Origin of the sequence: Streptomyces sp. W1SF4, assembly GCF_003950035.1 — a bacterium.
Taxonomy (GTDB): Bacteria; Actinomycetota; Actinomycetes; order Streptomycetales; family Streptomycetaceae; genus Streptomyces; species Streptomyces racemochromogenes.
Map to the genome: position 1 here is coordinate 1 of NZ_CP034350.1, position 26,181 is coordinate 26,181.

Genomic DNA, 26,181 nt, shown 5'->3' on the forward strand with positions numbered 1-26,181 from the left:
CCGCGGCGGCGTAGTGGGCCAGGCCGAGGATACGCGCGTCGGCGACGGGGGCGGTCATGGTCATTGCTGGGGTCCCTTTCGGTTCTGTTCGTTTGGTACGGGTGGAACGAGATGTGTGTCGCGGGGGCAGCTCGTCAGAACTGACCTTGTGCACGGGCGCCGGGGCCACCGGGGGCAGTGCAGGGTGTCATCCGGCCCAGTTCGGTGCAGGCGGACTGCCTGCTGCCGATTCCTCTGCAACGTCAACACGTGCCGGCAGGAGTGCTGCGCATCAGCGACGGCCGGGTGGTCGGGTTCTGGTGTGGTTGATCCGTCGCCTGTCAGGCGGCGGTGGCAGGGGTGTAGTCAGGGAGGGGGACCGGTTCGGTGTGGGTGTTCTCGGGGGCGCTGGCCGCGAGCATGTCGAGGATCTCCTGGGTGGGGGCCGGCATGAAGAACCGTTCGGCGCCCTCGCGGCCCAGCGCCTGGTGTTCAGCGACGTAGGGGCGCATCTGCTGCTCGTAGGCGGCGAAGGCGGCCGTGTGGTCGCCTTCGCGGGCGGCCAGCTCCCCGGCGAGGAGGTAGGCGCCGATCAGTGCCTGCGAGGTGCCACGGCCGGAGGTGGGGCCGGCGCAGTAGCCCGCGTCGCCGAGGAGGACGACGCGGCCGGAGGACCAGGAGTCCATCTCGACCTGGGCGTTGGAGTCGAAGAAGAACTCCTGCGCGGCGTCCATCTCCTTCAGCAGACGCGGCACCTCCCAGCCCTCGCCCGCGAACCGCTCGGCGACGATCCGCTTGTGCGCGGCGGTGTCGCGCCGGTCGTATTCCAGGTGCTCGGCGGCGAAGTGGAAGGCCGCCCGGGCCTCGGTGTTGGCGCGGGCCGTGAAGATGTTCGCGGCCTTGCCGGGGGCGGCGTAGAGGTGGCCGGTGTTCTTCAGGCCGAGGTAGTTGTCCAGGTTGAAGATCGCGGTGTAGATGCCGAGGTGGCGGACGTACTGCTCTTCGGGGCCGAAGGCCAGGGCGCGGGTGCGGGAGTGCAGGCCGTCGGCTCCGACGACCAGGTCGAAGCGGCGGGGCGCGCCGCGTTCGAAAGTGACGTGGACGCCATTCTCGTCCTGGTCCAGGCTGGCGATGGAGTCGCCGAAGACGTACTCGACGTCCTTGCGGGTGGCCTCGTAGAGCATGCGGGTCAGGTCGCCCTTGAGGACCTCCAGGTCCCCGGCGAATATCGCGGCGGGGAGGGTGGCGTACTGGCGGCCCGCGGCGTTCACCATGGCGGCGTCGCCCATCTGCGTGTCCAGCGCCTCGATCTGCTGGAGGAGGCCCATGCGGTCCAGGACGTCGAGGGCCTCGCCGCGGAAGTCGACCGCGTAGCCGCCGTCGCGCAGGTAGGGGGCCCGCTCGACGATCGTGGGGATGAAGCCGTGGCGGTGCAGCCAGTACGCCAGAGCGGGGCCCGCGACGCTGCCGCCGGAGATCAGCACGGTCTGGTTCTGGGTCTTGTTCATTTCCCTGTCCTCTCTCGGGCTTGTGTGTACAACGTACAGACGGAAAAGAATCGGTAGAACAGGTGAGTTGAGGAAAGTAATCTAGTGCACTACGGTTCATCCGTACTAGTGCACTGGGAGGGTGGGATGACAGCGGTGCAGGCGCCGTACGCGCGGATCGCGGCCGAGCTGCGCGGGCGCATCGAACGCGGGGAACTGCTACCCGGGGACCGGGTGCCCTCCACGCGGGCCATCACCCAGCGGTGGGGGGTCGCCATGGCCACCGCGAGCAAGGTCCTGGCCCTGCTCGGACAGGAAGGCCTGGTGCGAGCGGTGCCAGGGGTCGGGACCGTGGTCGCGGCCCGGCCCAGCGCCGGCGGACCGGGCCGGCGCCCCGCCACCGAGGACGACACCGCGCAGCGCGCCCGCATCATCCGCGCGGCGGTCGCCCTCGCGGACGCCGAGGGGCTCACGGCCCTGACCATGCGCCGGCTCGGCGCCGAGCTCGGGGTCTCGGCGATGTCGCTGTACCGGCACGTCAGCAACAAGGAACAGCTGGTGGTGCTGATGGCCGACGCCGCCTTCGGGGAGGAGGCCTTGCCGGAGCGGCCGCCGCCGGGCTGGCGGGAGCGGCTGGAACTCTCGGCGGCCCTGCAATGGCGGCTCTACCGGGCCCACCCCTGGCTGGCCGGGGCCATGAACCTCAGCCGGCCCCTGCTGATCCCCAACGGCATCCGCCACATCGACTGGGCCCTCGCCGCCCTCGACGGACTCGGCCTGGACGCGGATACGCGGATGCATGCCGCCGTCACCCTCTTCGGGTACGTCCGCGGCCACGCCGTCGACCTCGAACCCGAGACCGACGCGACGCGCACCAGCGGCGTCACCGGGCAGGAATGGATGCACGCCCAGGAGACACGGCTCGCGGCACTCGTGGACAGCGGAGCCTTCCCCGCGTTCGCCGCCGCCAGAGCGGGCTCCGCCCTCTCCCCCGAATCCCTCCTCCACCACGGCCTCACCACCCTCCTCGACGGACTCGCCACCCGCATCACCACACCCCCGCACTGACCACCACGACGATCCGACCCCGCCAGCCCCGACAGCACACCCGTCAAAACGCCCTCCCGCCCAACAGGGCGCCGGTAACAGCACGGCTCGCCGCCCCGGTCACGGGCACACGCCGACCTGGGCAGCCTCTACCGCATCTCGGCGCCATGAGGCAGGAGGACCGGCATTCCGTCCGCCTGGCGCCTCGATACATGAGAGACCCGTCATGACGGCTGCCCGGCGGACGGAGGGTCAACAGTGATCGGGACGGAGCTCGAAAGGCTGCTGTACACGCGGCCGGTACCGGAAACCACCGAGCAGCAGCTGAGCGCGCTGCTCAGGTGGGCAAAGGGCTCCAAGCAGGCCGTGGCGCGGGAGTTGGGCGTGTCTCTGCGGACAATGCAGCGGTGGACGGCTCGCAGGGCAGCGGCACGGGCCAAGCCCTCAGCCCGGCACGCGGCAATGATCGACACACGGCTACGGGCCCGGTGGCAGCCACTGGTGCGTGCGCGGCGCAGGGCCGCCGCGGAGCGGCAGGGGCTGGTGGTGCACACCCGGGCGCGGTTCGGGTTCTCGGCAGGGGCCGGCGGTTCGGACGACCCGCGGCACCGGCTTCTGACGGCGCTGGTGCCCGGCGAGGTAGCCCGAGAACTGTTCTCCGCCTGGGAGGCAGGTGCCCCCGACCGGCAGTACCTGATGATCCTGGGCCGGGCGCTGGGACACGTCTGCTTCCGGGCAGCGGGCAGGCGGGCAGATACCCTCCAGGTGAGCCTCAGGGAGGTCGACTTCATCGAGTTCGGACTCGCGTAGTGGCTGTGCCGCAGCCGAGCGGCGAAGCAGAAGAGCGCAAAGGGTTCTAGCCCAGTGCCTCGCGCTGCTCCCGCCAGTCCCAGACGACCGGCCCCCGTCGCTCTTTCCTCCAGGCAGGAGGGGGCTGGGGCGGACGGACCTTGATGCTCTCGGTCAGGCCCAGCAGGGCAGGGCGGTCGGCCGGAGCAGCCAGGAGGCAGGCGGCATCGGTCAGATGGGCGAACTGGGCTGCGGCGTGGAGGAAGCCGCAGGCCCAGGCAGGCACGGGGTAGATCGCGCAGCCGTCGGTGTAGCGGGCGTGATCGTGCAGGATGAGGGTGTCGGCGGAGGGGTCGAAGCCATCCGGGCGGGCGTAGCCAGCTGCTGGAACGAGGCACCGGCAGCGACGGCTGCCGCGAGGGCGGCGGCCCGGGCTGGGTGCGACGTCGCCTTGTGCAAGCGGTCGGTGAGCTGGACGGCCTGGGCCTGGGTCGGGGGGATGGGTGCCGGGCGCTGCTGATAGACGACCGGCCGCGGAGTGCAGGCGGTCGTACAGGGCCGGGGACTGTCGTAGGAGACGAGGCGGTCCAGAGCATCAAGGGTGATCCAGCGCCAGGGCGCAGGCGCCGCGGAAGCCTGCGTGCCCGGTCGCGGGGCGTTGCTGCCGTAGAAGAGGGCTCGGGCTTCGGCCAGCGTGTCGACGGCCGTGTGGTCGGTAGCGGCGAGGGTACGGCCGGCAGCAGCGGTCAGGCGGGGCCGGTGAACGACGAGCGTGAGGTGGATGCCGGTCTGCCGCCACAGGCCGAGGAGGCGCTGCAGGCGGCGGTCGTCGAGAAGGTGCGCACGCAGGACGGTCAGGCGGGTGACGGCCCGCGCCGTCACCCATGCCGCAGCCGCTTCCCACAACGGCGGCCTGCCGTGCCGGAAGCGGCCCGGGACGTGAGGCTCCTTACCCAGCGCAAGGAGCAGGTCCGCGGCCAGCGCGGTCTCGCTGGTCGTTCCCGGAGTGGGGTGCAGGGTGACGCGGCCGTCCTGCGGAGCATGGGCAGCCAAGGCTGCATGGGTGAAGGCGGCGTCGTCCCCACAGTCCAGGACGACGGCCAGGCGGGGCGTGGCGGGTGGGGTCATGCGAGGCGGCTGAACGCCCAGCGCAGCAGGTCGCGGTCCGGGCGCAGGCGGCCGGTGCGCTCCAGGGCGGTACGCATGTGGGCGGTGAGCTGGGCCCAGGCGCGGAAGTTGCCGTGGGCGGCCTGTTCGTCGGCGAACGTGATGTCGGCCGGGTCGGCGTCCTCCCAGACGCGGTGGAAGAGCGGGACCACGTCGAGGACCTCTTCGGGGGTGAGACGGGTGAACTGCTGCCAGATGAAGATCCGGGAGGACAGCATCGGCTCGCGGCGCAGCACTGTATGGGCGCCGGCGCCGCCGACGAAGACGATCGTGATCTGAGTAGCCGGCTCGTCCCACAGGTAGCGGAAGTACTCGAACGCCTCCCCGTTGAGCCACTGCGCCTCATCCACGAGAAACGTGCGAGGCCGCTCGGACAGGGCGGTCTTCAACAGGCGGTCGAACTCACTGGGGTGGCGCGGAGGCTCACCGGGCAGGCAGAGCGTCTCGAACAACTCGTAACGGACCGCACGGGCGGTCGGACGGACACGGAAGGTGACCCTGCAGACCTCCTCGCCACTGGTCCGCTCCAGCTCACGCAGGCCCAGGGTCTTCCCGAAGCCGGCGTTGCCGTGGATACACATCATCACCCGCGCGCCAACCGTGTCGGCGGTGTTCAGTACGGTGATCAAGGAGCGGCCAGACGGCAGCCAGCCCGTTACCAAGCCGCGTGGACCACACACGTGGGGAACGTCAGGTCAGGCTCCACGACCACGTCCCGTCAGCGGTGACGAGACAGGCGAGGACCACCAGGTCCGCCACGCCCAGCGCGACGCCCAGGCAGGCCCGGCCCGGCCGGGCCGTGTGCCGCCGAAGGGCCAGTACCCCGAGGACGACGGCGGCCGGACCGAGGAGCAGGTTCATCACCAGCAGGCCCACGAGGCCCAGGACGAAGGCCGCGACGGCCATCGCGTCGCTGTCCCGGGCGCGGACCCGGGTCGCGGTGCGGGCCGGGGAGCCGGTTCGAGGGGTCATCGCCGGCCCCCTCGTGCGGAGTGCGGCCGTCCTGGCAGGCGGCGGTCCCAGAAGCGCTCGCGCGCGAGAAAAACGGCGAGCCAGAGGGCGATGGCCAGGCCGCCCACCACACTGACGGGAACGGGAACGTGAGCCACGGTGCCAAGGACGACCCCGAACACCAGCAACGCACCTACGAGGAAGAGCATGAGACGTCCTCCTATTGAGGTAACAGTTGTACACTGACTACCCAGTTCAGTTTGCCTCATGCTGGCGCCGCCCCGTGGGGCGCGGTTGACTTCGCGTCATGAGTGCGCACACCGGTGTACGCGAGACCCAGCGCCGCCGCACCCGGCGCGCCCTCCTCGACGCGGCCTTGTCGGAGCTGGAGGAACGCAGCCTCGGCAGCCTCGGCCTCAGGGAGATCGCGCGGGCAGCCGGGGTCACTCCCACCGCCTTCTACCGCCACTTCCGGGGCGTGGACGATCTGGGAGCCGCGCTGGTCGAGGAGGCGCTGGCGAGTCTGCACGAGACGGTGCGCGGCATCCTCGCCGCGACCGGGGACGCCGAGCAGCGCGGTGACGCCGCGGTGGGGCTCGTCGCCGAACTGGTGCGCAGCCGGCCCGCGCACGTCCGTTTCCTGCTGGGCGAGCGCCACGGCGGGGTACCGGCGGTACGCGAGGCCATCGCCGGGCAACTCGACGCCTTCGCCGCGGAGATCGGGGCCGCGCTCGGGGCCGATCCCCTGAGCGCGGACTGGGACGCCGACGACGTGACGATGCTCGCGCGGCTCCTGGTGGACCACATGTTCATGACGGCGTCGGCGTTCCTCGCCGCCTCGTTGCGGGGCGAGGACTGGGCGGCCGCCGTCGGCACGGCCCGCCGCCAGCTCCGCCTGATCCATCTGGGGCGGGTGCACTGGGCCGGCTGACGTGGCGTAAGGGGCCTGGAGACGCCCCTTACGCGGCCGGGTTCCGCGCCGTGTCCGGGGCCGGGAGCGGGGCCACGACCAGGAAGGCGTCCCGCTCCAGGTCCATCACCACGGTCGCCCGCTCGCCCCGCTCGCGGCACCGGGCCGCGTACTCCTCGGCGAACCAGCAGCCGTGCGGATGACCGGCGGGAAAGGAGTCCAGCACCTTCGCAGCGCGCACCGCCACCACCTCCAGAGCTCCAGAGCGACGAACCGTCCTGACGGGCCTGTGCCCCGAGCCCCGGCGCCCATGCACGTCGCCCGCCGCGCCGGCCGCGTTCCACAACGGGGGGGTTTACCGTCGCCGGCCGCGAGCAGGAGAGCGTTCACGACCGAGCCGGTACAACGACGAGGAGGTCCCCATGTCGGGTGAACAGAAGGCCAAGGCACACGCCGAGCAGGCCAAGGGCAAGGCCGAGGAAGCCGTCGGCCGGGCCGTCGGCAACGACCGTATGGTCTCCGAGGGCCGCGCCGACCAGGCCAAGGGCGACGCACGCCACGCCAAGGAGAAGACCAAGGACGTCTTCCGCCACTGATCCGGCGCGGTCCTTTCCACGACCGGCCCCCGCCCCCTCCCCCGGGACGGGGGCCTCGCCGCGCCCAAGGCCCCCGCGCGGCTGGTGCTGAGGGTGGCACGAAAACGTGACTCGCGAAGAGCTCACCGGCACGCTTCGCCGAACCAAGCCCGGAATGCGGACCTGCCCGCGAAGCCTTGGTTGCCGGGGGTACCTTCGCTGTCTTCGACAGTCTGGTCCCTGCCAACCGGCACGCGGGTGTCTTCGGGCTTCGAGTCCGCATGGCCACGCGGCGCGGGCACACCATCGAGGGCCTCGCCGCATCTGTCGACATCCTCCGTAAGTGCGGGGGAAAACCCTCCGCACCGGGTGCATGGACTCAGCGGACATGTCGTCCGCGTTCACGACCTCCCTGAACTCCTCCGCGACCGAAGTCCTGGCCGGCGCGCGCCCCCGGCCCACCCCCCTGCCGACTCCGGCCCACGCCTTCGAGTGACAACCTGCCTGCCGCGCCGACAAGCCATACAGACTTCACAAGCCAAGCACTGGCAGCCATGGGTGCCCCGACGGCCACGGCGAGAACGAGACTCGCGCCTGCGGGACCCGGCCGGCCAGGAACACGCAGCCGCCCGGGGAAACGGCGGTGGGGCCGGGCCCGGGCACAGGCCGCAGCAACGGCCCCACCTGCTCCCACACGCCGTCCGGAACAAAATCAGCGCGCGGACACCCCGCCCCTCGTGAGCGAGTAGCGGTGGCGCTCTCGAACCGAGTCGGCTGACGATCCCGGCCGGCACGCCGCCGCGCAGGCTGCTACCTTGCCCCGCATGAGAGCGCTGGTGTATGACAACGCCTTCCGCGAGCGCGCCCGGCGCAAGCAGGCCTGGGGTTTCTTTCTGTTGGTCGCCTCCGCCGGCATCTGGCTCTGGATCGCCGTCCAGCTGCTGCTCCCCTACCCCGTGACGGGACGCGACGACGAGTGCCAGTCCCGGGTGTTCTACACGAAGCAGACCGACCGGGGCCGCCCGTACGAGGGCTACGCCGAAGCCGAAGGCACCCGTTGCGCCGCCGAACGTGACTGGGCAGAGCTCCTCGCCCTGCTGCTGCTCTCACTCCCCACGGCCGTGGTGGGCACGGTCCTCTACACCTCGGGCAGTACCGGGCACCAACTCAGCGAACACACGGCAGAAGTCAACCGGCTGAAGGAGTTCTCTGGATAAGGCCGCAGGCATCACCAGCGCTGGCTCCAACAGCAGAAACAGCCGGGACACGACTGCTGCCCGAACAGCAGGCACGGCCGACCGCACTGGCCGTGAAACCCGAACAAGCACCCACTCCCGCCCCCGCCGACAGTCGCGGATCATCGAAACCGGCACCGACTCCTACCGCCTCGCCGGCACCAGAACCCGGGCCGAACAGCAGAGCCTCAGTTGACGAGGTCGTCGGCGCCGCCTTCGTCGGTGCGGTGGACGGTCGGTGGGGCAGCGCCAAGGGGCCTGGGGTCAGGCGGGACGGCAGACCTCGCACGCATGGTTGTCGATCGCGGCCATCAAGTCCTGAGCCGCTGCCTGCACGTCGGGATCTCCGTCACCGGCCAGCCTGTCTGCCAGGCCTCTGCCGTCGCACACGGCCTGGTGGGCCGCGTATTGAACGTCGAGCCGAGGAGGATTGGCCTGTTCGAGGATCGTCATGAGCAGCTGGATCACACCGGAGCGGCTGGCGACCGAGTCAGTCACCGCGAGATCCCACAGGAACGGAACCGCCTCGGCAGTTGCGTCGAAGACGGACAGCTCACCGAGCCAGAGCCCAAGATCACTCAACGCTGAAGCGCTGGTGAGCGCATCGCCCCACGCCACCCGTGACAGCCGGCCCGGGACCTCTTCCGCTGATCCATACGCGTGCGTCAGCTCATGCCACCGAACCCGGCTCATGCCCTTGAGCATCGTGCCGTTGCAATCTACGGGGCGCTGTCGCGCCGCCATTCCTCCGCCGCCTGGACCATGGCACGGCCGACGTGTTCGAAGAAGTCGCCGATGTCCTGCATGCGGGCGCCGGAGGGGGTGGACGTTCCGAGGGTGCGGGCGCTGTGGCGGGCGAAGTCGGCCAGCATGGTGTTCTGTCGGGCGCTGGCCATCCAGCCGCGGAACCAGGCGTCGGCGTCGATGACGTAGCGGTCGCGGCGTCGGCCCGGGTCGCGTTCGCGCCGGATGAGCTCCTGCTGTTCGAGTTCGCCGACGGCCTTGGAGACGGACGCCGGGCTGACCTGGAGGTGCCGGACGAGTTCGGTGGCGGTCAGGCTCCCGCCGTCGGTGAGGTAGAGGCAGGTGAGGACCCGGGCCGTCATCCGCGGCAGCCCGGTGCCGACCATCATCGCGGTGAACTGCTCTTCCACTTGGCGCACGGCCTCGGGGTCGCGCCCGTGCGCGTCCTGCGCGCCCTGGGCCGCCGGGGTCTGGTCGGGGGCCTGCGCGCGGCGCCTGGCGCGCCCGGTGGTCGCCCGGTGCGCCGCGTCGGCCCGGTAGGCGGCCGCGCCGCCGTTGCGGGCCACCTCCCGGGTGACGGTGGAGACGGGCCGGTCCAGCCGGGAGGCGATCTCGGAGTAGGTGCGGCCCGCCGCCAACCCCTGGGCGATCTCCTGCCGTTCCTCGTGCGTCAGCCGGCCGCCGGGCACGGGCCACCTCCGTCGTCGTGTCGGGTCGTGTCGGGTTCCAGTATTGCTTTCGGAGACAGCCCATTGCAAATCATCGGCCTTGTGTTTGCATTAGGTCTCAGGGTCATTGCAAAATTGTAGCTGCTTTGAGCTGTGAGAATGGGAGTTGGGTTGGATTTTTGATTGACGGATTAGTGAAAGCTAATTAGCTTTTAGTCATCCGCGAAACAAGGAGCCCGTGATGACGTCCTTCCTCACCCCATTGCGCACATGGCACCGCCCCCTGGTGGTCTGCGCCGCGCTCATGCTCGCTCTGGTCCTCGTCTCCGGCGTGGGGCTCGCGGTCGACGGGCGGACGCTGCTGGACGAGCCGGTGTGGGTCAAGCCGCTCAAGTTCGGCTTCGCCTTCGCCCTCTACGCCGGCACGCTGGCGTGGCTGTTGACGAAGCTCCACAGGGGCCGGCGGGTCGGGAAGTGGTTCGGCACCGTCTTCGCGGTGGCCGCGGCGGCGGAGGTCGGCGCCATCACCGTTCAGGCGGCGCGCGGCACCTTCAGCCACTTCAACGCCGACCAGAGCGACCCGGTCACCCGCGCCCTGGTCCCCGTGCTCACCTTCGGCGTGATGGTGATCGTCATCGCGCAACTGGTGCTGGGGGTCGTCGTACTCCTCCAGCGCGGCGGCGGTGCCGCGCTGAACCGGGCCGTGCGTGCCGGGCTGGCGCTGGCCACCTTCGGGATGCTCGTGCCGGTCTTCTGGATGACCACCGAGATCCACGCCCGTACGGTGACGGACGCGGGCGGGCGCTCCGTACCGATGTACCAGGGCCACGGCATCGGCGACCCCGACGGCCACGGGATGCCGCTGACCGGCTGGAGCACGACCGGCGGCGACTTCCGGGTCCCGCACTTCTTCGCCCTGCACGGCATCCAGGTGCTCCTGGTGGTCGCCGCCGTGCTGGCCGCGCTGACCGCGAAGCACGTCTGGCTCCGGGACGAGAAGGTGCGCGCCCGCCTGGTCGGCGCTGCCGCCCTCGGCTACGGCGGGCTGGTCGCGGTGGTGACCTGGCAGGCCTGGCGCGGCCAGTCCCCGGCCCACCCGGACGCGGCCACCCTCCTCGCCCTCGCCGCGGTACTGCTGCTCTCGGCCGCGGCCGGCACGGCGGTGGCCGTCAACGCCAGGCGCCGTACGCAGCCCGCCGTCCCGGCCGCCGCCCTCGCCGCCTGACGCTCCGTTCGCAGTCCCTCGCCCGTCTCCCCGGAAGGAAACCCGACATGACCTCCGTGCCCTCCCCCGCGACGACCACCCCGCAGGACGCCCTCGACCAGGCCGTGGCCCGCTTCGGTGCGCCCGGTATCGCCGCCGAGGTCCGTGACGGCCGCGGTACCTGGTTCGGCTCGGCCGGCTTCTCCGACACCGCGGCCGGACTGCGGCGGCAGCCGTCCGAACGGTTCCGGATCGGCAGCACCACCAAGGCGTTCACCGCAGCCGTGGTCCTCCTGCTGGCGGCCGAGGGCGGCTGGGCCTCGACGACACGGTCGAGCGGTGGCTCCCCGGCCTGGTGGCGGGCAACGGCCACGACGGCCGTACGGTCACCCTCCGACAGCTGCTCAACCACACCAGCGGCATCTTCAACTACGGCAACGACCCCGCGTTCTTCGCGAAGGGCGTCGGCGAGGCCTGGTTCCGGCACCGCCTCGATTCCCACGCCCCCGAAGAACTGGTCCGGATCGGGCTGGCCACCCCGCCGCTCTTCGCCCCGGGCGAGGCCTTCCTCTACTCCAACACCAACTACGTCCTGGCCGCGCTGATCGCCGAGAGGGCCACGGGCAGGACGTTCGCCCAGGAACTCGACCGGCTCGTCGTCCGCCCCCTGGGGCTGGCCGGCACCTGCCTGCCCGGTGCGCGGACGCACATCGAGGGGCCGCATCCGCTGCACTACTCCACCCTCTTCTCCGGCGACCCCGCGGCCGCGGTGCACGACGCGACCGTGATGGACCAGTCGTTCGCCTGGGCGGCCGGCGGGATCGTCTCCACCCTCGGCGACCTCCAGTGCTTCTTCCGGACCCTGCTCGGGGCGGACCTGCTGCCCGCCGCCGAACAGCGCGAAATGTTCACCACCGTCGAAACCGCCGGCCCCGTCCCGTGGATCCCGGCCACCCGCTACGGCCTGGGGTGCTCTCGCAGGACCTGCCCTGCGGGACCACGGTCTGGGGCAACGCGGGTGCGACGTACGGCTCCTGGACGTACGCCGTGGGTTCGCGCGACGGCGCCCGGCTGCTCACCGCGCAGGTCAACGGCGACTGGAGCGGGCTGGGCGTCTTCGACGGGATACTCGACGCGGTGTTCCGCCGGGCCGACTGACCCGGCCTAGTCGGCCGCTGTCGGGCCGGCAGCGGGGTGGAGTCCGTGGCAGAGCCGGCCGAAGCCCTGGACCACGGCCTGCACCACGGCGTCGCGGGCCGCCTCAGGGCGTTCGCCGGCCAAGATGCGCCGCCGGAGGTCGCGCAGGGCCGCGCGGTGGGTGCCCGCGACGGCACCGGCGAGGAGCGCGGCGTGGCCGGGGGTGTCCGCGGGGTGCGGCGGAGGTCCCGTGAGGGCGGCCGCCAGGGCGGCCTCGGCGCGTTCGCCGATCTCGCGCTCGCGGGCGAGCAGGGCCGGGCTGTCCAGGACCACCTGCCAGAACGCCGTCGCTCCGGGCTGCAGCCCGAGCATCGGATGGTTCTCGCGGAGGCCGGACAGCAGGTCGTCGCGGACGGCCTCGACCGGGCAGGTGCCGGGCGCCCGGTCGCGCACCACGGCGGCCAGGTGTTCCTCGGCCTGCGCCCCCCGGTCGAAGAACAGGTCCTCCTTGGCCGGGAAGTAGTTGAAGACGGTGTTCGTGGACACGCCCGCGTGCCGTGCCACCTCGGCGACCGTCACCCGGTCGAAGCCGTACTCCAGGAACAGGGGCAGAGCGGCGTCGGCGATGGCCGTACGGGTCTGCTGCTTCTTGATCTCTCTGAGTCCCACCCCACCAATGATAGAGTCACCACAAATTTGGAGTGACTATAAGTATTGGTCCGCCGACCTGGAGGCGCACATGGCCATGACCCGGCGGCGGATACGCACCGTCTGCCAGCCCGGCGACACCGTAGAAGACGATCCGCTCGAACTCCGACCACTCCCCCGGCGGCCCGGACCCGCTCCCGCCGGCCCCACCGATCGCCTTCAGCAGCCGCACCGACCGCTCGCGGTCCGCCCGCTCCCGCGCCTAACGCCCACGCCCACCACCGCGCGCGCCCGCGGGCCCCGGCCGAGGCGGCTGCGGCCGGGGCAAAGCGCCCGCGCGCCACGCCCCGGCCCACACCACGGCCCCGGCCCACACCCCGAGCACCACGCCCGCGGCCTCGTACCCGGACCGGCCGACCCACCAGCCGCACCCCGCGAACACCGCCCCCGCCAGCACGCCGCGGCCGACCCGACGCTGCCTGCCCGTCATCACCACCGCCCTGCCCCCCTCTTCCTCCGGTCAGGCCCCGGGCCCCGCGCCCGCCTCGCGGGCGGCATGGCGCTGGACCTCTTCCGAGGGCGCGACCAGCGGTCCGGCCGACGGCACAGCGGGCTGCGGCCGGTACACCGCGCCCCGGTACAGGGTGACCACGGCCGCCATCCCGCCCAGGAACGTCAAGACGAAGTCCGCCCGCCCCAGGCCAAGGTGGCCCGCCCGCCAGCCCGCCGCGAGCAGCGCGCCGGCGAGCATCAGGCCCCGGGCGGCGATCCGGTCCCGGCCGGACAGCCGCCCACAGGCCGCCCGCCCCCACACCGCCCACGCACCCAAACCCCGCCGCCCCGGAGCTGTGGCCGTCACCGGCCCCGTCCCGAGGTTGGGGCGGGGGCCGCCTGCTGCCGGTGCGCGGGCACCGCAGGCTCTGCCGGTGCCGACTGGCCGGGGGCTGCGCCGGTGGGGGTGGTGGTCGAGCGGGAGCGGGCAGCGGCAGCGGAGACGCGGGGACCGTCAGGAACCGGGGCGCCGGGCGAGGCGGTCAGGGCGCGCGCAGGGTCGCGCCGACCATGCGGCCCGCGAGCTCGCCGGGCGGGCCCTGCTCCCAGGCGCCGTTGTCCATCAACCCCGCCTTCAACCGGCCGCACAGCCCATGCTCCCCTTCCGGGCCACGGGCGACGCCGGCCATGCGCGCCGCGAGCAGGGGCCAGGCCCGGGAACCGGACAGGGTGGCGGTACGCCGCCGTGGGCGCTCGGCGCTGCTCCGCCACCTTCTCCGGGCGCTCCACCCGGGCATTGGCTTGCGTGCCGTTTGGCGGCTGGTTCTCGGACGGCGCGCATGGCGGTCGGTGACTCGCCCTCACATCCCTCGACCGAGACAGCCCGCCCGCTGCGGCGTGCCTGCCTGCCTGCCTGCCTGCCTGCCGGGAGCGGGTCATGCACGGGATAGGGGTCGCCTTGCGCAGCCAAGTGGACTGTGCGAACGCTGTCAGGATCCGGTCTTGTCGACCCTGCTGACGATGCAGTGCCCGGCGAGTGTCCGCATGTCGTTGTCCCGTGTGGCGGCCAATTCGGTGATTGTGCCGGTCTCGGTCTTTCCAGGCGCCAGGTGGGGGATGGAAACCGACGTGATGCTGAGCACCTGCTTGTCGGAGGTCCGCAGGAACGCAAGCCGGATGGCATACGCTGCTGACGCTTCCGTGTTGCCGTTAGTCACGCGATACGCGAAGCGGACCCTGCCCAGCACGTCGGATTCGGCGGTGAGCTGGCACTCGCCGACCTCGACGTCGTTCTCCCCATACGTGATGGTGCTGCGCGGTGACGGGGAAGGCGAACTCGGACCACTACCGGGGTCCGCGCCACCGCTGTCCGTCGTCGCATGTCCACCGCCCGCCGTGTCCGACCCGGACCCCGAGCTGCGGTGACCATCGCAGCCGCCGCCCCCAGAGCGGCGCCCGCCAGTCAGTGCGACAAGGACGACCAAGAACACGGCTATGGAACGAACGCGATGACGTTTCATCAGAAATCCCCGCCAAGCGTAGATGGCGCCAAACAGGCCGAGTTGAAAACCGCTTCACCGTAACAGCGGCGCCATATCCCCGTCCCGCCCGTATCACGCCGCCGCCGGCGCAGCGCGGGCCCGACCGTCTCTATGCGGCGGGCCGCACCCACTTCACCCAGGCCCACCCGGGGGCGCCCCTGGACGCCATCGAGATGGAGCCCGGCTGGCCCAGGGGAGGGTGGGACGGCAGTGCGGCCCCGCACGAGTGGATGAACCGGGTGTTCCTCTCCTGGTGGTGACCCCGAAGCTCAGCCGCGAACGGGCTCCTTTCCTCCCCGGGCAGCATGGATCGCCCACGAAGGTCCGCTGCCGATCATCGGGGGCACCGTGATCCCGTTGACGGTCGCGAAACTCCCAAGCGGCGGGGTGAACAAGCCCGTCTGGCTCTGGGGGTCGCGCGCCGACGCCCGCCCCGGGGATATCGACAGGTGCTGGCAGGCGTTCCTGCGCGGGTTCGACGTCGAACACACCTTCCGCCTGCTCAAGCAGACGCTGGGCTGGACCCGGCCCAAGCTCCAGGACTCAGGAGCAGCAGACCGGTGGACCTGCCTCGTCCTGGCCGCACACGCTCAGCTTCTCCTCGCCTTCCGCCAGTTCGGCCTCCTCGCTCTGGCGCAGCTTCTGGGCGGCGCGGCGGACGGCGTCGGAGGTGGTCAGCACCAGCCGGAAGGCCGCCGCGGCGGTCTGCACCGCTTCGACCATGGCTTCGGCGAACGGGCCGACGCTGGCGGGGTCGGGTACGGGAGTGGACACAAACGGCTCCTCGGGGCGGTCCGCGGGACTTCCCCGTGCCCGGCTTCGGCGGGCCCGGTAGGCGGGGCGGCGCACCGGTAACAGCGCCGGGCGCGGCCGGCCACGGCCCGCCGCTGGTGACGTCCTCGCAGCACGGGCCGGACCCGGGGACAGAGCCGTGACACCGTCGCGCTCCGGCCACTAAGTCGCGCCGGTGTGCCACGGGTTCTGGATGGGGCGGGTGCCGCGTACGGTCGGGTGGCGGGCTGTGGCTTGCCGTCCGGGACGGGTGGCCCGCCCCGTTGGAGACCGGTCTTGTCCTTCGATGCCACCGGAACAGGAGAGCCCTGATGCGCCTTTACGCCCAGACCAGAGCCCGTCGCTTTCGGCAGATCCTCGCCGATCTCATCGCTGTGGTCCTGTTGGCGGCCGCGGTGCGGCTCGCGATGGCCGTCCACGATGGGATCACGCGGCTGGCCGAGCCGGGGCGGCAGGTGGAGGACGCGGGCGGCAGGCTGGCTTCCGGCCTCGGCAACGCAGGGGATGCGGCCTCGAACGTTCCACTGGTCGGGGGCCTCCTCAGAAAGCCGCTCCAGTCCGCAGCCGAGGCCAGCAACGGGCTCTCCGATGCCGGGCAGTCCATTCAGGACGCCGTAGGATGGATCGCCAACCTCACCGCACTCGCCCTGATCGTCACCTCGGTCCTGTTCGTGCTGGTGACCTGGCTGCCACCACGGGTGCGGTGGATCCGGCGCTGCGCCCACCTCCAGGACCTGCTCGACACTCCCGGCGGTGCCGACCTGCTCGCCCTCCGTGCTCTGACCGGGCCGGTGAAGGCCCTCACCGCGGTCCCCCTCCCGCCGGGGGGTCTCGCCGATGCCTGGCGCCGGGGGGACGAGCAGGTCATCGACGACCTGTCCCAGGTGGCGCTCAAACAGGCCGGACTGCGCCCCTGAGCACCGGCTCCCCACCACGCCGCGTCCGTACCCACCACCGCTGTCGAAGTCCTCCATCGACGCCGAGTTCTACGAGCTGGAGGCCGGCCGCAACGTCCTGCCGGACCGGGTCTGGTCGGCATGGCTGTGCGGCGACCACCTCGTCACCGAGCGCCGCGAGGTCCTGCGGCAGTTCGCCAACGGCATCGACGCACACAAACGGCGCGTACACCGGGCCTTCCTCGCCTCCGTACGCGTCCTCGGCGAAGGCGTCGACATCACCGGCGAGCGCGGGGTGGAAGGCATCTGCTTCGCCGACACCCGCCGCTCCCAGGTCGGGATCGTCCAGAACGTCGGCCGCGCGCTCCGCCTCAACAAGGACGGCTCCACGAAGATCGCCAGGATCATCGTGCCGGTCTTCCTGGAGCCCGGCCAGGACCCGACCGACATGGTCGCCTCCGCCAGCTACAGGCCGCTCGTAGTTGTCCTTCAGGGCTTGCGCTCGCACGATGAGCGCCTGGTCGAGCAGCTCGCCTCCCGCGCCCTCACCAGCGGCAAGCGCAAGACCCACGTCCGGCGTGAGGAGGACGGGCGGATCGTCGGCACCGGTGGCGAGGGCGAGGACCAGGAGGACGGCACCGACGCCGCGGCCGCGTCGTCCTGTCCCTGCTGGGCGCACCCTTGGCCGGCACCGGGCGAGTCCAGCTCCCGGACGCCTCCCCGAGACTTGCGCCCCGATCCTCCTCGACCCGTCGCAGGCCGCCGGACCGGACCGTCCGCCCGAACGCCGGGCTCTTCACGAGGAAGCAGCAGCACCATGTACGACCAGCCTCGACCGGACCAGGCCCGTCCCGCCCTGACGTTCGAGCAGTTGCTGGAACGCGTCCGCTACGAAGGCGCCATCCGCGAACGCGCCGAGGAAGCCGTACGCACCGTCCTCGCCGCCCTCGGACGGCAGCTCGTCGGAGACGAACGCGTCGATCCCACCAACGGCCTCCCCGTCGAGGCCGCCCTCGTCTTCACCGCTCAGGCCGTCAGCAGCGGCGCCGGGGATGGCGTGTCGGCCGCCCGGCGGACGTCAGGCGGTCGTGACGGTGCAGGTGTAGCCGGCGGGGCCTGAGCCCGCGTAGGCGACGACTTCGAGGTAGTAGGTGCCGGTGGTCGTGGCGGCATGGGTGAGGGCCTCGTCGGTGCCTGCGCCGTCGTTGACGGACCGTACGAGGCTGCCGCCGGCCGCGGCGAGCAGGTAGACGTCGGCGTCGTAGTCGTCGGGTACGTCGCACTGGACGTCTGCGCGCCGGCCCGTTGTGAGGTGGATCGCGAAGTAGTCGCGGTCGCCGCTGGTGGCCAGGCTGCCGGTGAGCGCGGCGGGTGTGGTCAGGGTGGTTGCGTCGTCGGCTCCGTCGCGGGTGTCGTTGGGTTCGGTCTCGGCGAGGGCGTGGGAGGCCGTGCAGTTGGTCTGCGGGGTTCCGTCGTAGAGGTTGGGGTCGGGGGCTCCGGCGATGACGCTGCGCAGGTAGTAGCCGCAGGTCGGGCGGTGGGCGAAGTCGAAGGTGGTGCCGGGGGCGAGCTTCCAGATCTTGTAGTCGGTGTAGGTCAGGGGCTTGCGGGCTGCTACCTGTTCGCCCTGGTGGTCGCCGAGGACGACGTAGCTGTTCTTGCCGTAGGCGGTGGCGAGCCCGTTCTTGTCGATGTGGAGTGAACCCCCGCCCTCCTCGACGCCGACACCCCAGGCGGAGCCCGCTGAGGTCAGGCCGTCCTTGATGGAGCGGGCGACGAAGGCCATGAGGCGGCCCATCCTGCCGCGGGCGACGAAGTGGGAGTCGTTGACGACGTTGTCGTAGTGGTTCCAGGTGAACAGGCCGGTGGTGAAGCCGATGGAACGGTCATACGGGTCGGCGAGGGCTTCGGTGCTGGTGACGCTGCCGTTGCAGGCGTCGTAGACGATCGGACTGTTGACGTGGTGGCCGGCGCTGCCGCCGCCCGATCCTCCTCCTTTGGCCACGACCGATTCGACCGACGCTTCGAGGGGGGTTCCCTTCCAGGCGGTGTAGCGGCATTGGTCGCCCCCGGCGAAGTACACGAACTCGGCGTTGCGTACGTCTGCGTTGACCTGGGCGTTGCTCGCGTCCGAGGTGGCGGTCAGCGTCCAGGTGGTGCAGGAGTTGACGCCGGGCAGGGTCATGACGGTGTCGCATTCGGGCGTCTTGCTGCCGCTGGTGGGGGCCGATCCGGCCAGGACGACCACGTCCAGGGTGCCGGTGGCCCCGCGGATGTCGTCGATCGCGCGGCTCATGGATCCGGGCACGATCGCGCCGGCGCCGTTCATGGTGTAGGCGGGGCCTTGCCAGGAAGGGCGGGAGACGTCTGTCGCGCTGCCCAGGCGGACGCGGGACGCGGCGGCGTGTGCGGGTGCGGCGGCGATGAGGAGGCCGGGCAGCACCAGCAGGGCTGCCGCGGCCGCGGCGAGTCGGGGTCGGGGTCGGCGGGTGGTTCGTTGCATGGCGGTGCCCTCGATCGGTGGATGGGATGGAGACGCGCGTTGCAACGCGTCTGAGGTAGTAGCGGAAGATACAAGTCAGCCTGGGCCGTGAACAGATGTAACGCCAAGATCGGTTACTGACAAGCGCATGAGGCCATAAATCGTGCTGTCTCGGGATCGAGTGGTCGATCCCGCGCCTGAAGTCAGACCTTTGCCCAGGCGTAATGGGCGATACATCTAGCCATTTCTCGGGTTCATCTGTAACTTCCGGTGTGGCTTGCCGACGGCAGCCGCCCCCGGTGTCCTCCCTCCCCTTGTGAACGAGGTCTGAGAGTCATGCACGCACGTACACCCGTCGTCCGCTCCCTGACTGCGGCGCTCACCGCGCTCGCCGCGACCGCTGCCCTGTCGGCGTGCGGCAACAGCGAACCCGAAACCGCAGCGCCCGCCCCCTCCGGCGCCGACGTGGCCGGGGTGCGGGTCCAGCCCGACCAGGACCTGCACGACGCGCTGCCCGAGGCGATCAAGAAGTCCGGCACCGTACGGGTGGCGACCGACGTCCCCTACGCGCCGTTCGAGATGTTCGTCAAAGAGGGGCAGAGCGAGCTGACCGGCCTGGACTACGACCTCGGCCAGGCGCTGGGCGCCAAGCTCGGGGTGAAGTTCGCCTTCACGCCCCAGAAGTTCGACGGCATCATCCCGGCGCTCCAGGCCGGCAAGTACGACGTGGCGATCTCCGCCATCACCGACACCAAGGAACGCCAGCAGGTCGTCGACTTCGTCGACTACTCCCAGTCCGGCTCGGGCCTGCTGGTCGCCGACGGCAATCCGGCCGGGATCACCACCCTGGACGACCTGTGCGGGCACCCCGCCGGTGTCCAGGCCGCCACCAACCAGGCCGACCTCCTCAAGGCCCACCAGTCCCGCTGCGCCGAGCTGGGCAGGCAGCCGATCGACATCCAGACCTTCCCCAAGGACTCCGACGCCCAGCTCGCCCTGCGCGCGGGCAAGGTCGTCGCCGATGTCCTGACCAAGCCGGCCGCCGGGTGGACCGCCAAGACCGCCGAGAACGGCGGCGCCTTCGACTCCGTGGAGGACCCCGCCGCCCAGGGCGGGTACAAGGCCTCTCCCAACGGCGTCGCGGTGTCCAAGAAGCAGCCGCAGCTGACCGAGGCGATCCACAAGGCACTGCGGCAACTCGTCGCCGACGGCACCCTGACAAAGATCTGCGACAAGTACGGCGTCGCGTCGATCGCGGTCAAGGAAGCCACGAAGAACGCGGGCGCCCAGTGACCGACACCACCACGGCAACCGGCACATCCCACACGATGACCGCCGCATTCCAGGACGAGGCGCTCGACGTGGTGCCGGTCCGCCACTACGGGCGCTGGGTCGCGGCGGTCGCGGCCGTGGCCGCGCTGGTCGGCCTCGCCGGGTCGCTCGCCAAGAACGACAACCTCCACTGGGACGTCGTCGGCGACTACCTCTGGGCCGGTCTGATCTTCGACGGGATGGCCACCACCTTGTGGCTGACCGCCGCCGCCATGGCCCTGGGCCTGAGCCTGGGCACGGTCGTCGCGGTCATGCGCCTGTCCTCCAGCCCCGTGCTGTACGGCCTGTCGTCCCTGTTCGTATGGGCCTTCCGCGGCACACCGCTGCTCGTGCAGATCATCTTCTGGGGGTACGCCGCAGCCCTGTACTCCCAGATCAAGATCGGCATCCCGTTCACGAGTATCACGTTCGTCTCCTGGGACACCAACACCGTCCTGACTCCCGCGGTCGCCGCCCTCCTGGCGCTCGGCCTGAACGAGGCCGCCTACGCCTCCGAGATCGTCCGCGCGGGCATCCAGTCCGTCGACCCCGGGCAGGCCGAGGCAGCGCACTCGCTGGGCATGCGCCCGGCCCTGACCATGCGGCGGATCGTCCTGCCGCAGGCCATGAGGGTCATCATCCCGCCCATGGGCAACGAGACCATCAACATGCTCAAGATGACCGCTCTGGTCTCGGTGATCGCCGCCCACGACCTGATGTCGAACATCCAGGAGGTGTATGCCCAGAACTACCAGGTCATCCCCCTGCTGGTCGTCGCCAGCTGCTGGTACCTGGCGCTCGTCTCCCTGCTGAGCATCCCGCAGGCCTGGCTGGAGCGCCGCTACGGACGCGGCGCGGCCCGCGGCCACAGCACCCCGACGTTGCGGCGGCTGCTCGGCGGCGCAGACACCCTCGGGGCCCGCCGTACGAGGAAGGAGGCCGGGCGATGAGCGAGCCCATGGTCCGGGCGCGTGGCGTCCACAAGAACTACGGCAGCCTCCAGGTGTTGCGGGGCATCGACCTGACGGTCGGGCGCGGTCAGGTCTGCTGCCTGCTGGGGCCCTCGGGCTCGGGCAAGTCGACCTTCCTGCGGTGCATCAACCACCTCGAGACCGTGGACGGCGGCACGCTGACCGTCGACGGCGACCTCGTGGGCTACCGCCGCCACGGTGGCAAGCTGCACGAACTGCGCGAGCGGGAGGTCGCCGAACGCCGCCGCGACATCGGCATGGTCTTCCAGCGTTTCAACCTCTTCCCCCACATGACCGCTCTGGAGAACATCTGCGAGGCGCCCGTGAAAGTCGCGGGCGTCTCGAAGCCCGACGCCGAGGCCGAGGCGCACCGGCTCCTGGAGCAGGTCGGGCTCGCGGACCGGGCCGGCCACTACCCCGCCCAGCTGTCCGGCGGGCAGCAGCAGCGCGTGGCCATCGCCCGCGCGCTGGCGATGAAGCCGAAGCTGATGCTCTTCGACGAGCCGACCTCGGCCCTCGACCCGGAGCTGGTGGGTGACGTGTTGGACGTGATGCGGCGCCTCGCCGCCGACGGGATGACCATGGTCGTGGTCACCCACGAGATCGGCTTCGCCCGGGAAGTCGCCGACACGGCCGTCTTCATGGACGAAGGCGTCGTCGTCGAAGCGGGGGACCCGCGCGAGGTCCTGACCGACCCGGCGCAGGAGCGGACCCGCGCGTTCCTGTCCAAGGTCCTGTGACCGCCCCGGTCAGCCCGCGGCCGTCCACCCGGACACTGCGGGCCCGCGCCGCCGCCCGGCACGGCGAGTACCTGGCCGACCTCGCCGCCCTGGTGGCCATCGACTCCGGCTCCTACAGCCCCGACGGGATCAACCGCGTCGCCGCCTGGTTCGCGGACCGGCTGGAGCGCTACGGCGCCACCACCCACACCGTGCCCGCCGGACGCCACCGTGGGCGGGCCCTGGGCAGCGCGCTCGTCGCCCGGAAGAAGGGTGCCAGGAGGGCAGCGGACGGAGGGCGGCGCATTCTCCTCGCCGGCCACATGGACACCGTCTTCGACGACGGCACCGCGGCCGACCGCCCCTTCTCCCTGACCGGGTCCCTGGCCCACGGGCCGGGTGTCAGCGACGACAAGGGCGGTCTCCTGGCCGGACTGAGCGCGCTGGAGATCCTCGCCGAGGAGGGATTCGACGACTACGACGAGATCGTCTTCCTCGCCACGCCCGACGAGGAGATCGGCTCCCCCGGCAGCGCCCCCCTCACACGGACCCTCGCCGCCGAGGCCGACTTCGCGCTGGCCCTGGAATGCGCCCGCGAGAACGGCGATGTGGTCATCGCCCGAAAGGGAGTGGCCGAGTACCTCGTCACCGTCACGGGCAAGGCGGCGCACGCGGGCATAGAGCCCGAGCGCGGCGCCCACGCCGCCCTCGCGGCGGCCCACCTGACCATCGCCCTGCAGTCCCTCAACGAGCAGGAGGACGACGCGACGATCAACGTCGGGGTCGTCCGCTCCGGCAGCCGGCCCAACATCGTCCCCGAGCGGGCCGAACTCCACGTCGAGGTGCGGGCGACCACCACCGCCTGCCTGGACCGCATCGACCGCGCCATCGAGGCGGCCGCGGCGCGCCTGCCCGTACTCGGCACGACCGCCGCGGTGCGGCAGCTGGACCTGTGCCCGCCGATGGAGGCGACAGCCGGCAACCGCCGCATGCTGGCCGTCGCCCACAGCGCCGGCCGCGAACTGGGACTCGTGTTCGGGGCGGCGAGCACCGGAGGCGTCGGCGACGCCAACACCATCGCCGCCACCGGCACACCGGTCCTGGACGGCCTCGGCCCGGTCGGCGGCGCCGACCACACCCCCCAGGAATGGCTCGACACCACCACCATCACCGACCGCATCACCCTCCTGACCCTGCTGATCGCCCGCCTGTGCCACACCACCGCCACCTGAACGGAGCCCACATGCCCGGCACCCGCTCACGACGCAGCCTCCTGGCCGCCACCGCAACCATGCTGCTGGCCGCCCTCACCGTCCCCGCCGCCCACGCCTCCCCCGCGCACAGCCCGACCCGCGGCGGCTCGCTGGTCCTGGTCGGCGGCGGCCTCAAGGAGGACAACAAGGCCGTCTACCGCGAGATCATCAACCGCGCCGGCGGCCCCACCGCCCGCATGGGCGTCCTGACCGCCGCCTCCATCCCCGCCAGCCAGGACCCGAACGCCGACGACCCCGCGCGGTGCGGCAACTCGGCCTGCAACGGCGCCTACTACGCCTCCCTGTTCAAGCAGCACGGAGCCGCCGACGCACAGTGGATACCCGTCGACCTCGACCACATCGCCAACGCGGACTCCGACGCGGTCGTCGCCCAGGTCAACTCCATGACCGGCTTCTTCTTCGGCGGCGGCGACCAGTACCGCTACATCACCACCCTCCTCCACGGCGACGCGCACACCGACAGCAAGGTCCTGGCCGCGATCCGCGCCAAGCTCGCCGCCGGCGCCGTCGTCGCCGGCTCCTCCGCAGGCGCGCAGATCATGGCCGGGGCCGACATGGTCACCGGAGGCGACTCCTACCAGGCGCTGCGCGACGGCGGCAGCCCCGGCTACTTCGACGACCCGACCCGCCTGGGCTACCTGCCGGCAGGCGGTTTCGGGTTCCTCCGCTCCGGCCTCCTCGACACCCACACCGGCGCCGCCGGCCGCGAAGGACGCGCGCTGCGCCTGGCCGCCGACACCGGCCGCACACGCGTCTACGGCCTCGACGAGAACACCGCCCTCGTCATCGACAACCCCGGCACACCCGCCGAGACCGCGACCGTCAAGGGCACCCGCGGCGTGACCGTCCTCGACCTGCGCCAGGCCCGCGCCCGCACCACGACCGCCGGCTGGTCGTTGGACGGAGCCCGCTACACCTACCTCACCGACGGTGACCGCTACCTGCCCCGGACCTGGCAGGCCCTTCCCGCACCCGGCAAGCACCCCCTCGCCCCGACGGGCGACACCCCGGTTCCCGCCAACACCGACGCCTTCCACTCCCCGGCCAACACCAGCGGGCGGCCCTACTCCCTCCTGGGCACCGCTCGTTCCCTCGCGGCCAGCCGCACCCAGCGCACCGCGACGGCTTCCACCTTCGAGACCAGTCCGCGCTACACCGTGACGCTCACCCGCACACACCCCGCCACCGCATGGGCCGCCGACTCCTCGGACCCGACGACACTGACCTCGCTCGCCCTCACCATCACCCCGAACTGACCCCGGCACAACGGCAAGCCCGCACATCCGTGTTCGCCGCGCCGGCACTAGGCTCGGCGAACACGGCACGACCTCCCCGGAAGGAAACCACCCGACGATGACCGGCACCATCGCCGACAGCATTCGCGCCAACCTCGGCGCGCTCAGCCCCGCTGAACGCAAGGTCGCCCGAACACTGCTGGCCGGATACCCGTCCGCGGTCTTCGAAACCGTCGCCGTCATCGCCGAACGAGCCTCGGTCTCCACCCCCACCGTCCTGCGCTTCGCCGCGCGGATGGGCTACCACGGCTTCCCCGACCTCCAGGCGGCGGTCCGCAGCGAACTCGACGTCCGCAACGCCTCCCCCGTCGCCCTCTACGAGGCCGCGGGCCTGGGGCACTCCGAGGAGACCACCAGCACTGCGGGGCTCCTCGAACACGGCAACGCCACCTTCGCCCCCGCGCTCGCCCAGACGCTCGCCGAAATCCCCCCGCACGACTTCCAACGGGCGGTCGAACTCCTCGCCGACCGCAAGCGCCACATCATCCTCGCCGGAGGCCGCTTCACCCACCTCCTGGCCCAGTACCTCGGCCTCCACCTGATGCAGCTGCGCGAAGACGTCCGCTTCCTGCCCGACCGGCCCGTCGAACGCACCGCGGCGCTGGCCCAGCTCACCCGCCGGGACGTCGTCGTGCTCTTCGACTACCGGCGCTACGAGGACGACAAGACCGCCATCGCCCAGCTCACCCGCGAGGCCACCGGCAAGACCATCGTGTTCACCGACCCCTGGCTCTCCCCCGCCACCGCCCACGCGGACGTGGTCCTGCCCAGCCAGGTGGGTACCACCGCCCCCTACGACAGCCTCGTTCCCACCCTGGCCGTCATCGAGGTCCTCATCGCCGGCGTCATCAACACCCTCGGCCCCCAAGCACACCAGCAGCTGCGCCACAACGAGGAAGTCGCCCACCGCATAGGGATGGTCTAGATGTATTGATCACGAGCGTTGTTGACACTCGGCAGGTCTTGAACATGGAGAAGACCTCCGGTGTGGTGGGAGCTGTCTAGGAACTCACCGCACGGAGGTCTTCGTGTCCCACCGTAATGCCCGCCTGACCGTCTTCGGTAGGCGGTTGCTGGTCGCACGCGTCGTATCGGGTCGTCCGGTGGCTCACGTGGCTGCCGAGATGGGCGTCTCACGGGCCACGGCCCACAAGTGGGTCCGGCGGTGGCGGCCCGAGGGCGAGGCCGGTCTGGCCGACCCGTCCAGCCGCGCGCACTCGGTGCCGCATCGCACCGCTGCCGAGATCGAGGCCCGGGTGTGTGAACTGCGACGGACACGCAAGCTTGGCCCTGCCCGTATCGGTCCGATCACGGGCCTGCCCGCCTCGACCGTGCACCGCATCCTGCCCCGGCACGGCCTGGGCCGCCTGGCCTGGATGGACCGGCCGACCGGCACCGTGATCCGCCGCTACGAACGCGACCGGCCAGGCGAGCTGATCCACGTCGACGTGAAGAGGTCGGCTCCGGATCCCGGTCGGCGGCCTGGCGGACCCGGTCCCGCAGCCGGTCGTGGAACTCGGCGACCAGGCCGGTGTCGCGCCACCGTCGGAAGAAGGCGTAGACACGATCCCACTCGGGGAAGTCCGCCGGCATCGCCCGCCAGGTGATACCGCCCGCGACCAAGTAGCGCACTGCGTCGACCATCTGACGGTGGCAGTAGCCCTCCGGCCGCCCGCCCCGGCCTTCCAGCCAGGCGGGAACGGGCATCGCGTCGCGCACGACGGCCCACTCCGCATCGCTCATGTCGGACGGATACCTCGGTCGCCTGTGCGGTCGGTCGGCGGCATTCCCGAACTGATGAGCGAGGCAAACACACTCGGTTGAAGCCGAGTTGGCGCCAGCCGGTGCGAGGCCACAGGACAGCGAC

At 71.4% G+C, this 26,181-nt stretch carries 26 protein-coding genes and 5 pseudogenes; 18 read left to right on the forward strand and 13 right to left on the reverse strand.

Annotated elements, in window-relative coordinates:
* Positions 1–320 precede the first annotated feature (320 nt).
* Positions 321–1,487 carry an FAD-dependent monooxygenase gene (locus D1J60_RS00005; RefSeq protein WP_125819589.1) on the reverse strand — a complete coding sequence of 389 codons (1,167 nt, stop codon included), beginning with the start codon at positions 1,485–1,487 and terminating at the stop codon, positions 321–323.
* Between the two features lie 126 nt (positions 1,488–1,613).
* Here D1J60_RS00005 and D1J60_RS00010 point away from each other — a divergent pair, with 126 nt between their 5' ends.
* Positions 1,614–2,534, forward strand: a complete 921-nt coding sequence (locus D1J60_RS00010; RefSeq protein WP_125819590.1) for a GntR family transcriptional regulator — start codon at positions 1,614–1,616, stop codon at positions 2,532–2,534.
* A 441-nt stretch (positions 2,535–2,975) separates the two neighbouring features.
* Positions 2,976–3,323 (forward strand): hypothetical protein, encoded by a 348-nt coding sequence (locus tag D1J60_RS00015; RefSeq protein WP_125819591.1) that lies wholly within the window; start codon positions 2,976–2,978, stop codon positions 3,321–3,323.
* A 210-nt stretch (positions 3,324–3,533) separates the two neighbouring features.
* On the opposite strand, the gene D1J60_RS00020 is transcribed toward D1J60_RS00015, so the two are convergent.
* The 4 genes from D1J60_RS00020 to D1J60_RS37790 all read right to left on the reverse strand — a co-directional run bounded on the left by D1J60_RS00020 (position 3,534) and on the right by D1J60_RS37790 (position 5,629).
* Positions 3,534–4,430, reverse strand: a complete 897-nt coding sequence (locus D1J60_RS00020; protein WP_241253068.1) for a hypothetical protein — start codon at positions 4,428–4,430, stop codon at positions 3,534–3,536.
* A complete protein-coding gene (locus tag D1J60_RS00025) occupies positions 4,427–5,098 on the reverse strand; it encodes an ATP-binding protein (protein ID WP_241253069.1) in 672 nt (223 codons plus the stop codon). The genes D1J60_RS00020 and D1J60_RS00025 overlap by 4 nt, the downstream gene beginning before the upstream one ends.
* A 61-nt stretch (positions 5,099–5,159) precedes the next feature.
* Positions 5,160–5,441: a DUF4190 domain-containing protein gene (locus D1J60_RS00030; RefSeq protein WP_125819592.1), complete on the reverse strand. Its 282-nt coding sequence runs from the start codon at positions 5,439–5,441 to the stop codon at positions 5,160–5,162.
* A complete protein-coding gene (locus tag D1J60_RS37790) occupies positions 5,438–5,629 on the reverse strand; it encodes a hypothetical protein (RefSeq protein ID WP_125819593.1) in 192 nt (63 codons plus the stop codon). The genes D1J60_RS00030 and D1J60_RS37790 overlap by 4 nt, the downstream gene beginning before the upstream one ends.
* A gap of 98 nt (positions 5,630–5,727) precedes the next feature.
* Between D1J60_RS37790 and D1J60_RS00040 the strand changes: the two genes are divergently transcribed.
* Positions 5,728–6,351 (forward strand): TetR family transcriptional regulator, encoded by a 624-nt coding sequence (locus D1J60_RS00040; RefSeq protein ID WP_125819594.1) that lies wholly within the window; start codon positions 5,728–5,730, stop codon positions 6,349–6,351.
* 28 nt (positions 6,352–6,379) lie between these two features.
* Here D1J60_RS00040 and D1J60_RS00045 read toward each other — a convergent pair whose 3' ends face one another.
* Positions 6,380–6,586 carry a hypothetical protein gene (locus D1J60_RS00045; RefSeq protein ID WP_125823763.1) on the reverse strand — a complete coding sequence of 69 codons (207 nt, stop codon included), beginning with the start codon at positions 6,584–6,586 and terminating at the stop codon, positions 6,380–6,382.
* 166 nt (positions 6,587–6,752) lie between these two features.
* Between D1J60_RS00045 and D1J60_RS00050 the strand changes: the two genes are divergently transcribed.
* The 3 genes from D1J60_RS00050 to D1J60_RS00055 all read left to right on the forward strand — a co-directional run bounded on the left by D1J60_RS00050 (position 6,753) and on the right by D1J60_RS00055 (position 8,122).
* Positions 6,753–6,926 (forward strand): CsbD family protein, encoded by a 174-nt coding sequence (locus D1J60_RS00050; protein WP_125598547.1) that lies wholly within the window; start codon positions 6,753–6,755, stop codon positions 6,924–6,926.
* 352 nt (positions 6,927–7,278) lie between these two features.
* Positions 7,279–7,401 carry a hypothetical protein gene (locus D1J60_RS38565; protein ID WP_277607488.1) on the forward strand — a complete coding sequence of 41 codons (123 nt, stop codon included), beginning with the start codon at positions 7,279–7,281 and terminating at the stop codon, positions 7,399–7,401.
* 328 nt (positions 7,402–7,729) lie between these two features.
* Complete coding sequence (locus tag D1J60_RS00055; RefSeq protein ID WP_125819595.1) at positions 7,730–8,122, forward strand: hypothetical protein; 393 nt, start codon at positions 7,730–7,732, stop codon at positions 8,120–8,122.
* A 282-nt stretch (positions 8,123–8,404) separates the two neighbouring features.
* Here the strand turns inward: D1J60_RS00055 and D1J60_RS00060 are convergent, their stop codons facing one another.
* Both D1J60_RS00060 and D1J60_RS00065 read right to left on the reverse strand, forming a co-directional pair.
* Entirely contained in the window at positions 8,405–8,845 is a 441-nt protein-coding gene (locus D1J60_RS00060; RefSeq protein ID WP_241253514.1) for a hypothetical protein, read from the reverse strand.
* A gap of 14 nt (positions 8,846–8,859) precedes the next feature.
* Positions 8,860–9,573 carry a MarR family transcriptional regulator gene (locus D1J60_RS00065; RefSeq protein WP_125819597.1) on the reverse strand — a complete coding sequence of 238 codons (714 nt, stop codon included), beginning with the start codon at positions 9,571–9,573 and terminating at the stop codon, positions 8,860–8,862.
* A gap of 220 nt (positions 9,574–9,793) precedes the next feature.
* Here D1J60_RS00065 and D1J60_RS00070 point away from each other — a divergent pair, with 220 nt between their 5' ends.
* Both D1J60_RS00070 and D1J60_RS37800 read left to right on the forward strand, forming a co-directional pair.
* Positions 9,794–10,777 (forward strand): hypothetical protein, encoded by a 984-nt coding sequence (locus D1J60_RS00070; RefSeq protein WP_125819598.1) that lies wholly within the window; start codon positions 9,794–9,796, stop codon positions 10,775–10,777.
* 47 nt (positions 10,778–10,824) lie between these two features.
* Positions 10,825–11,924: pseudogene (locus D1J60_RS37800) on the forward strand (serine hydrolase domain-containing protein).
* On the opposite strand, the gene D1J60_RS00080 reads toward D1J60_RS37800, so the two are convergent.
* The 3 genes from D1J60_RS00080 to D1J60_RS00090 form a co-directional block, all read right to left on the reverse strand.
* A complete protein-coding gene (locus tag D1J60_RS00080) occupies positions 11,921–12,562 on the reverse strand; it encodes a TetR/AcrR family transcriptional regulator (RefSeq protein WP_125819599.1) in 642 nt (213 codons plus the stop codon). The pseudogene D1J60_RS37800 and the gene D1J60_RS00080 sit on opposite strands and share 4 nt — an antisense overlap.
* Positions 12,563–13,061: 499 nt before the next feature.
* Positions 13,062–13,400 (reverse strand): hypothetical protein, encoded by a 339-nt coding sequence (locus D1J60_RS00085; protein ID WP_164720787.1) that lies wholly within the window; start codon positions 13,398–13,400, stop codon positions 13,062–13,064.
* Between the two features lie 622 nt (positions 13,401–14,022).
* Positions 14,023–14,553, reverse strand: coding sequence for a hypothetical protein (locus D1J60_RS00090; RefSeq protein ID WP_125819601.1), 531 nt, complete (start codon positions 14,551–14,553; stop codon positions 14,023–14,025).
* A gap of 318 nt (positions 14,554–14,871) precedes the next feature.
* Between D1J60_RS00090 and D1J60_RS38805 the strand changes: the two are divergent.
* The 3 genes and pseudogenes from D1J60_RS38805 to D1J60_RS00110 form a co-directional block, all read left to right on the forward strand.
* Positions 14,872–15,180 (forward strand): annotated as a pseudogene (locus D1J60_RS38805) (transposase); the annotation flags it as partial.
* Between the two features lie 497 nt (positions 15,181–15,677).
* On the forward strand, positions 15,678–16,283 hold the full coding sequence (locus D1J60_RS00105) for a hypothetical protein (RefSeq protein WP_125819603.1): 606 nt from the start codon (positions 15,678–15,680) through the stop codon (positions 16,281–16,283).
* A gap of 46 nt (positions 16,284–16,329) precedes the next feature.
* Positions 16,330–16,923: pseudogene (locus D1J60_RS00110) on the forward strand (helicase); the annotation flags it as partial.
* 417 nt (positions 16,924–17,340) lie between these two features.
* Here the strand turns inward: D1J60_RS00110 and D1J60_RS00115 are convergent.
* Positions 17,341–18,765, reverse strand: a complete 1,425-nt coding sequence (locus tag D1J60_RS00115; RefSeq protein WP_241253070.1) for a hypothetical protein — start codon at positions 18,763–18,765, stop codon at positions 17,341–17,343.
* Between the two features lie 315 nt (positions 18,766–19,080).
* On the opposite strand from D1J60_RS00115, the gene D1J60_RS00120 reads away from it, so the two are divergent.
* The 7 genes and pseudogenes from D1J60_RS00120 to D1J60_RS00150 form a co-directional block, all read left to right on the forward strand.
* The gene (locus tag D1J60_RS00120; RefSeq protein WP_125819604.1) at positions 19,081–20,037 is read left to right on the forward strand and encodes an ABC transporter substrate-binding protein; all 957 of its coding nucleotides are present in this window, start codon (positions 19,081–19,083) and stop codon (positions 20,035–20,037) included.
* A 35-nt stretch (positions 20,038–20,072) separates the two neighbouring features.
* Complete coding sequence (locus D1J60_RS00125; protein WP_125819605.1) at positions 20,073–21,005, forward strand: amino acid ABC transporter permease; 933 nt, start codon at positions 20,073–20,075, stop codon at positions 21,003–21,005.
* A gap of 8 nt (positions 21,006–21,013) precedes the next feature.
* On the forward strand, positions 21,014–21,766 hold the full coding sequence (locus tag D1J60_RS00130; RefSeq protein WP_125594882.1) for an amino acid ABC transporter ATP-binding protein: 753 nt from the start codon (positions 21,014–21,016) through the stop codon (positions 21,764–21,766).
* Positions 21,763–22,977 carry a M20/M25/M40 family metallo-hydrolase gene (locus D1J60_RS00135; protein ID WP_125819606.1) on the forward strand — a complete coding sequence of 405 codons (1,215 nt, stop codon included), beginning with the start codon at positions 21,763–21,765 and terminating at the stop codon, positions 22,975–22,977. Before D1J60_RS00130 ends, D1J60_RS00135 begins: the two co-directional genes overlap by 4 nt.
* Before the next feature lie 11 nt (positions 22,978–22,988).
* Positions 22,989–24,275, forward strand: a complete 1,287-nt coding sequence (locus tag D1J60_RS00140; protein ID WP_125819607.1) for a cyanophycinase — start codon at positions 22,989–22,991, stop codon at positions 24,273–24,275.
* A gap of 97 nt (positions 24,276–24,372) precedes the next feature.
* Positions 24,373–25,239: a MurR/RpiR family transcriptional regulator gene (locus D1J60_RS00145; protein ID WP_125819608.1), complete on the forward strand. Its 867-nt coding sequence runs from the start codon at positions 24,373–24,375 to the stop codon at positions 25,237–25,239.
* A 103-nt stretch (positions 25,240–25,342) separates the two neighbouring features.
* Positions 25,343–25,771: pseudogene (locus D1J60_RS00150) on the forward strand (leucine zipper domain-containing protein); the annotation flags it as partial.
* 112 nt (positions 25,772–25,883) lie between these two features.
* On the opposite strand, the pseudogene D1J60_RS37650 reads toward D1J60_RS00150, so the two are convergent.
* Positions 25,884–26,057, reverse strand: a pseudogene (locus tag D1J60_RS37650) (transposase); the annotation flags it as partial.
* Positions 26,058–26,181: the final 124 nt, after the last annotated feature.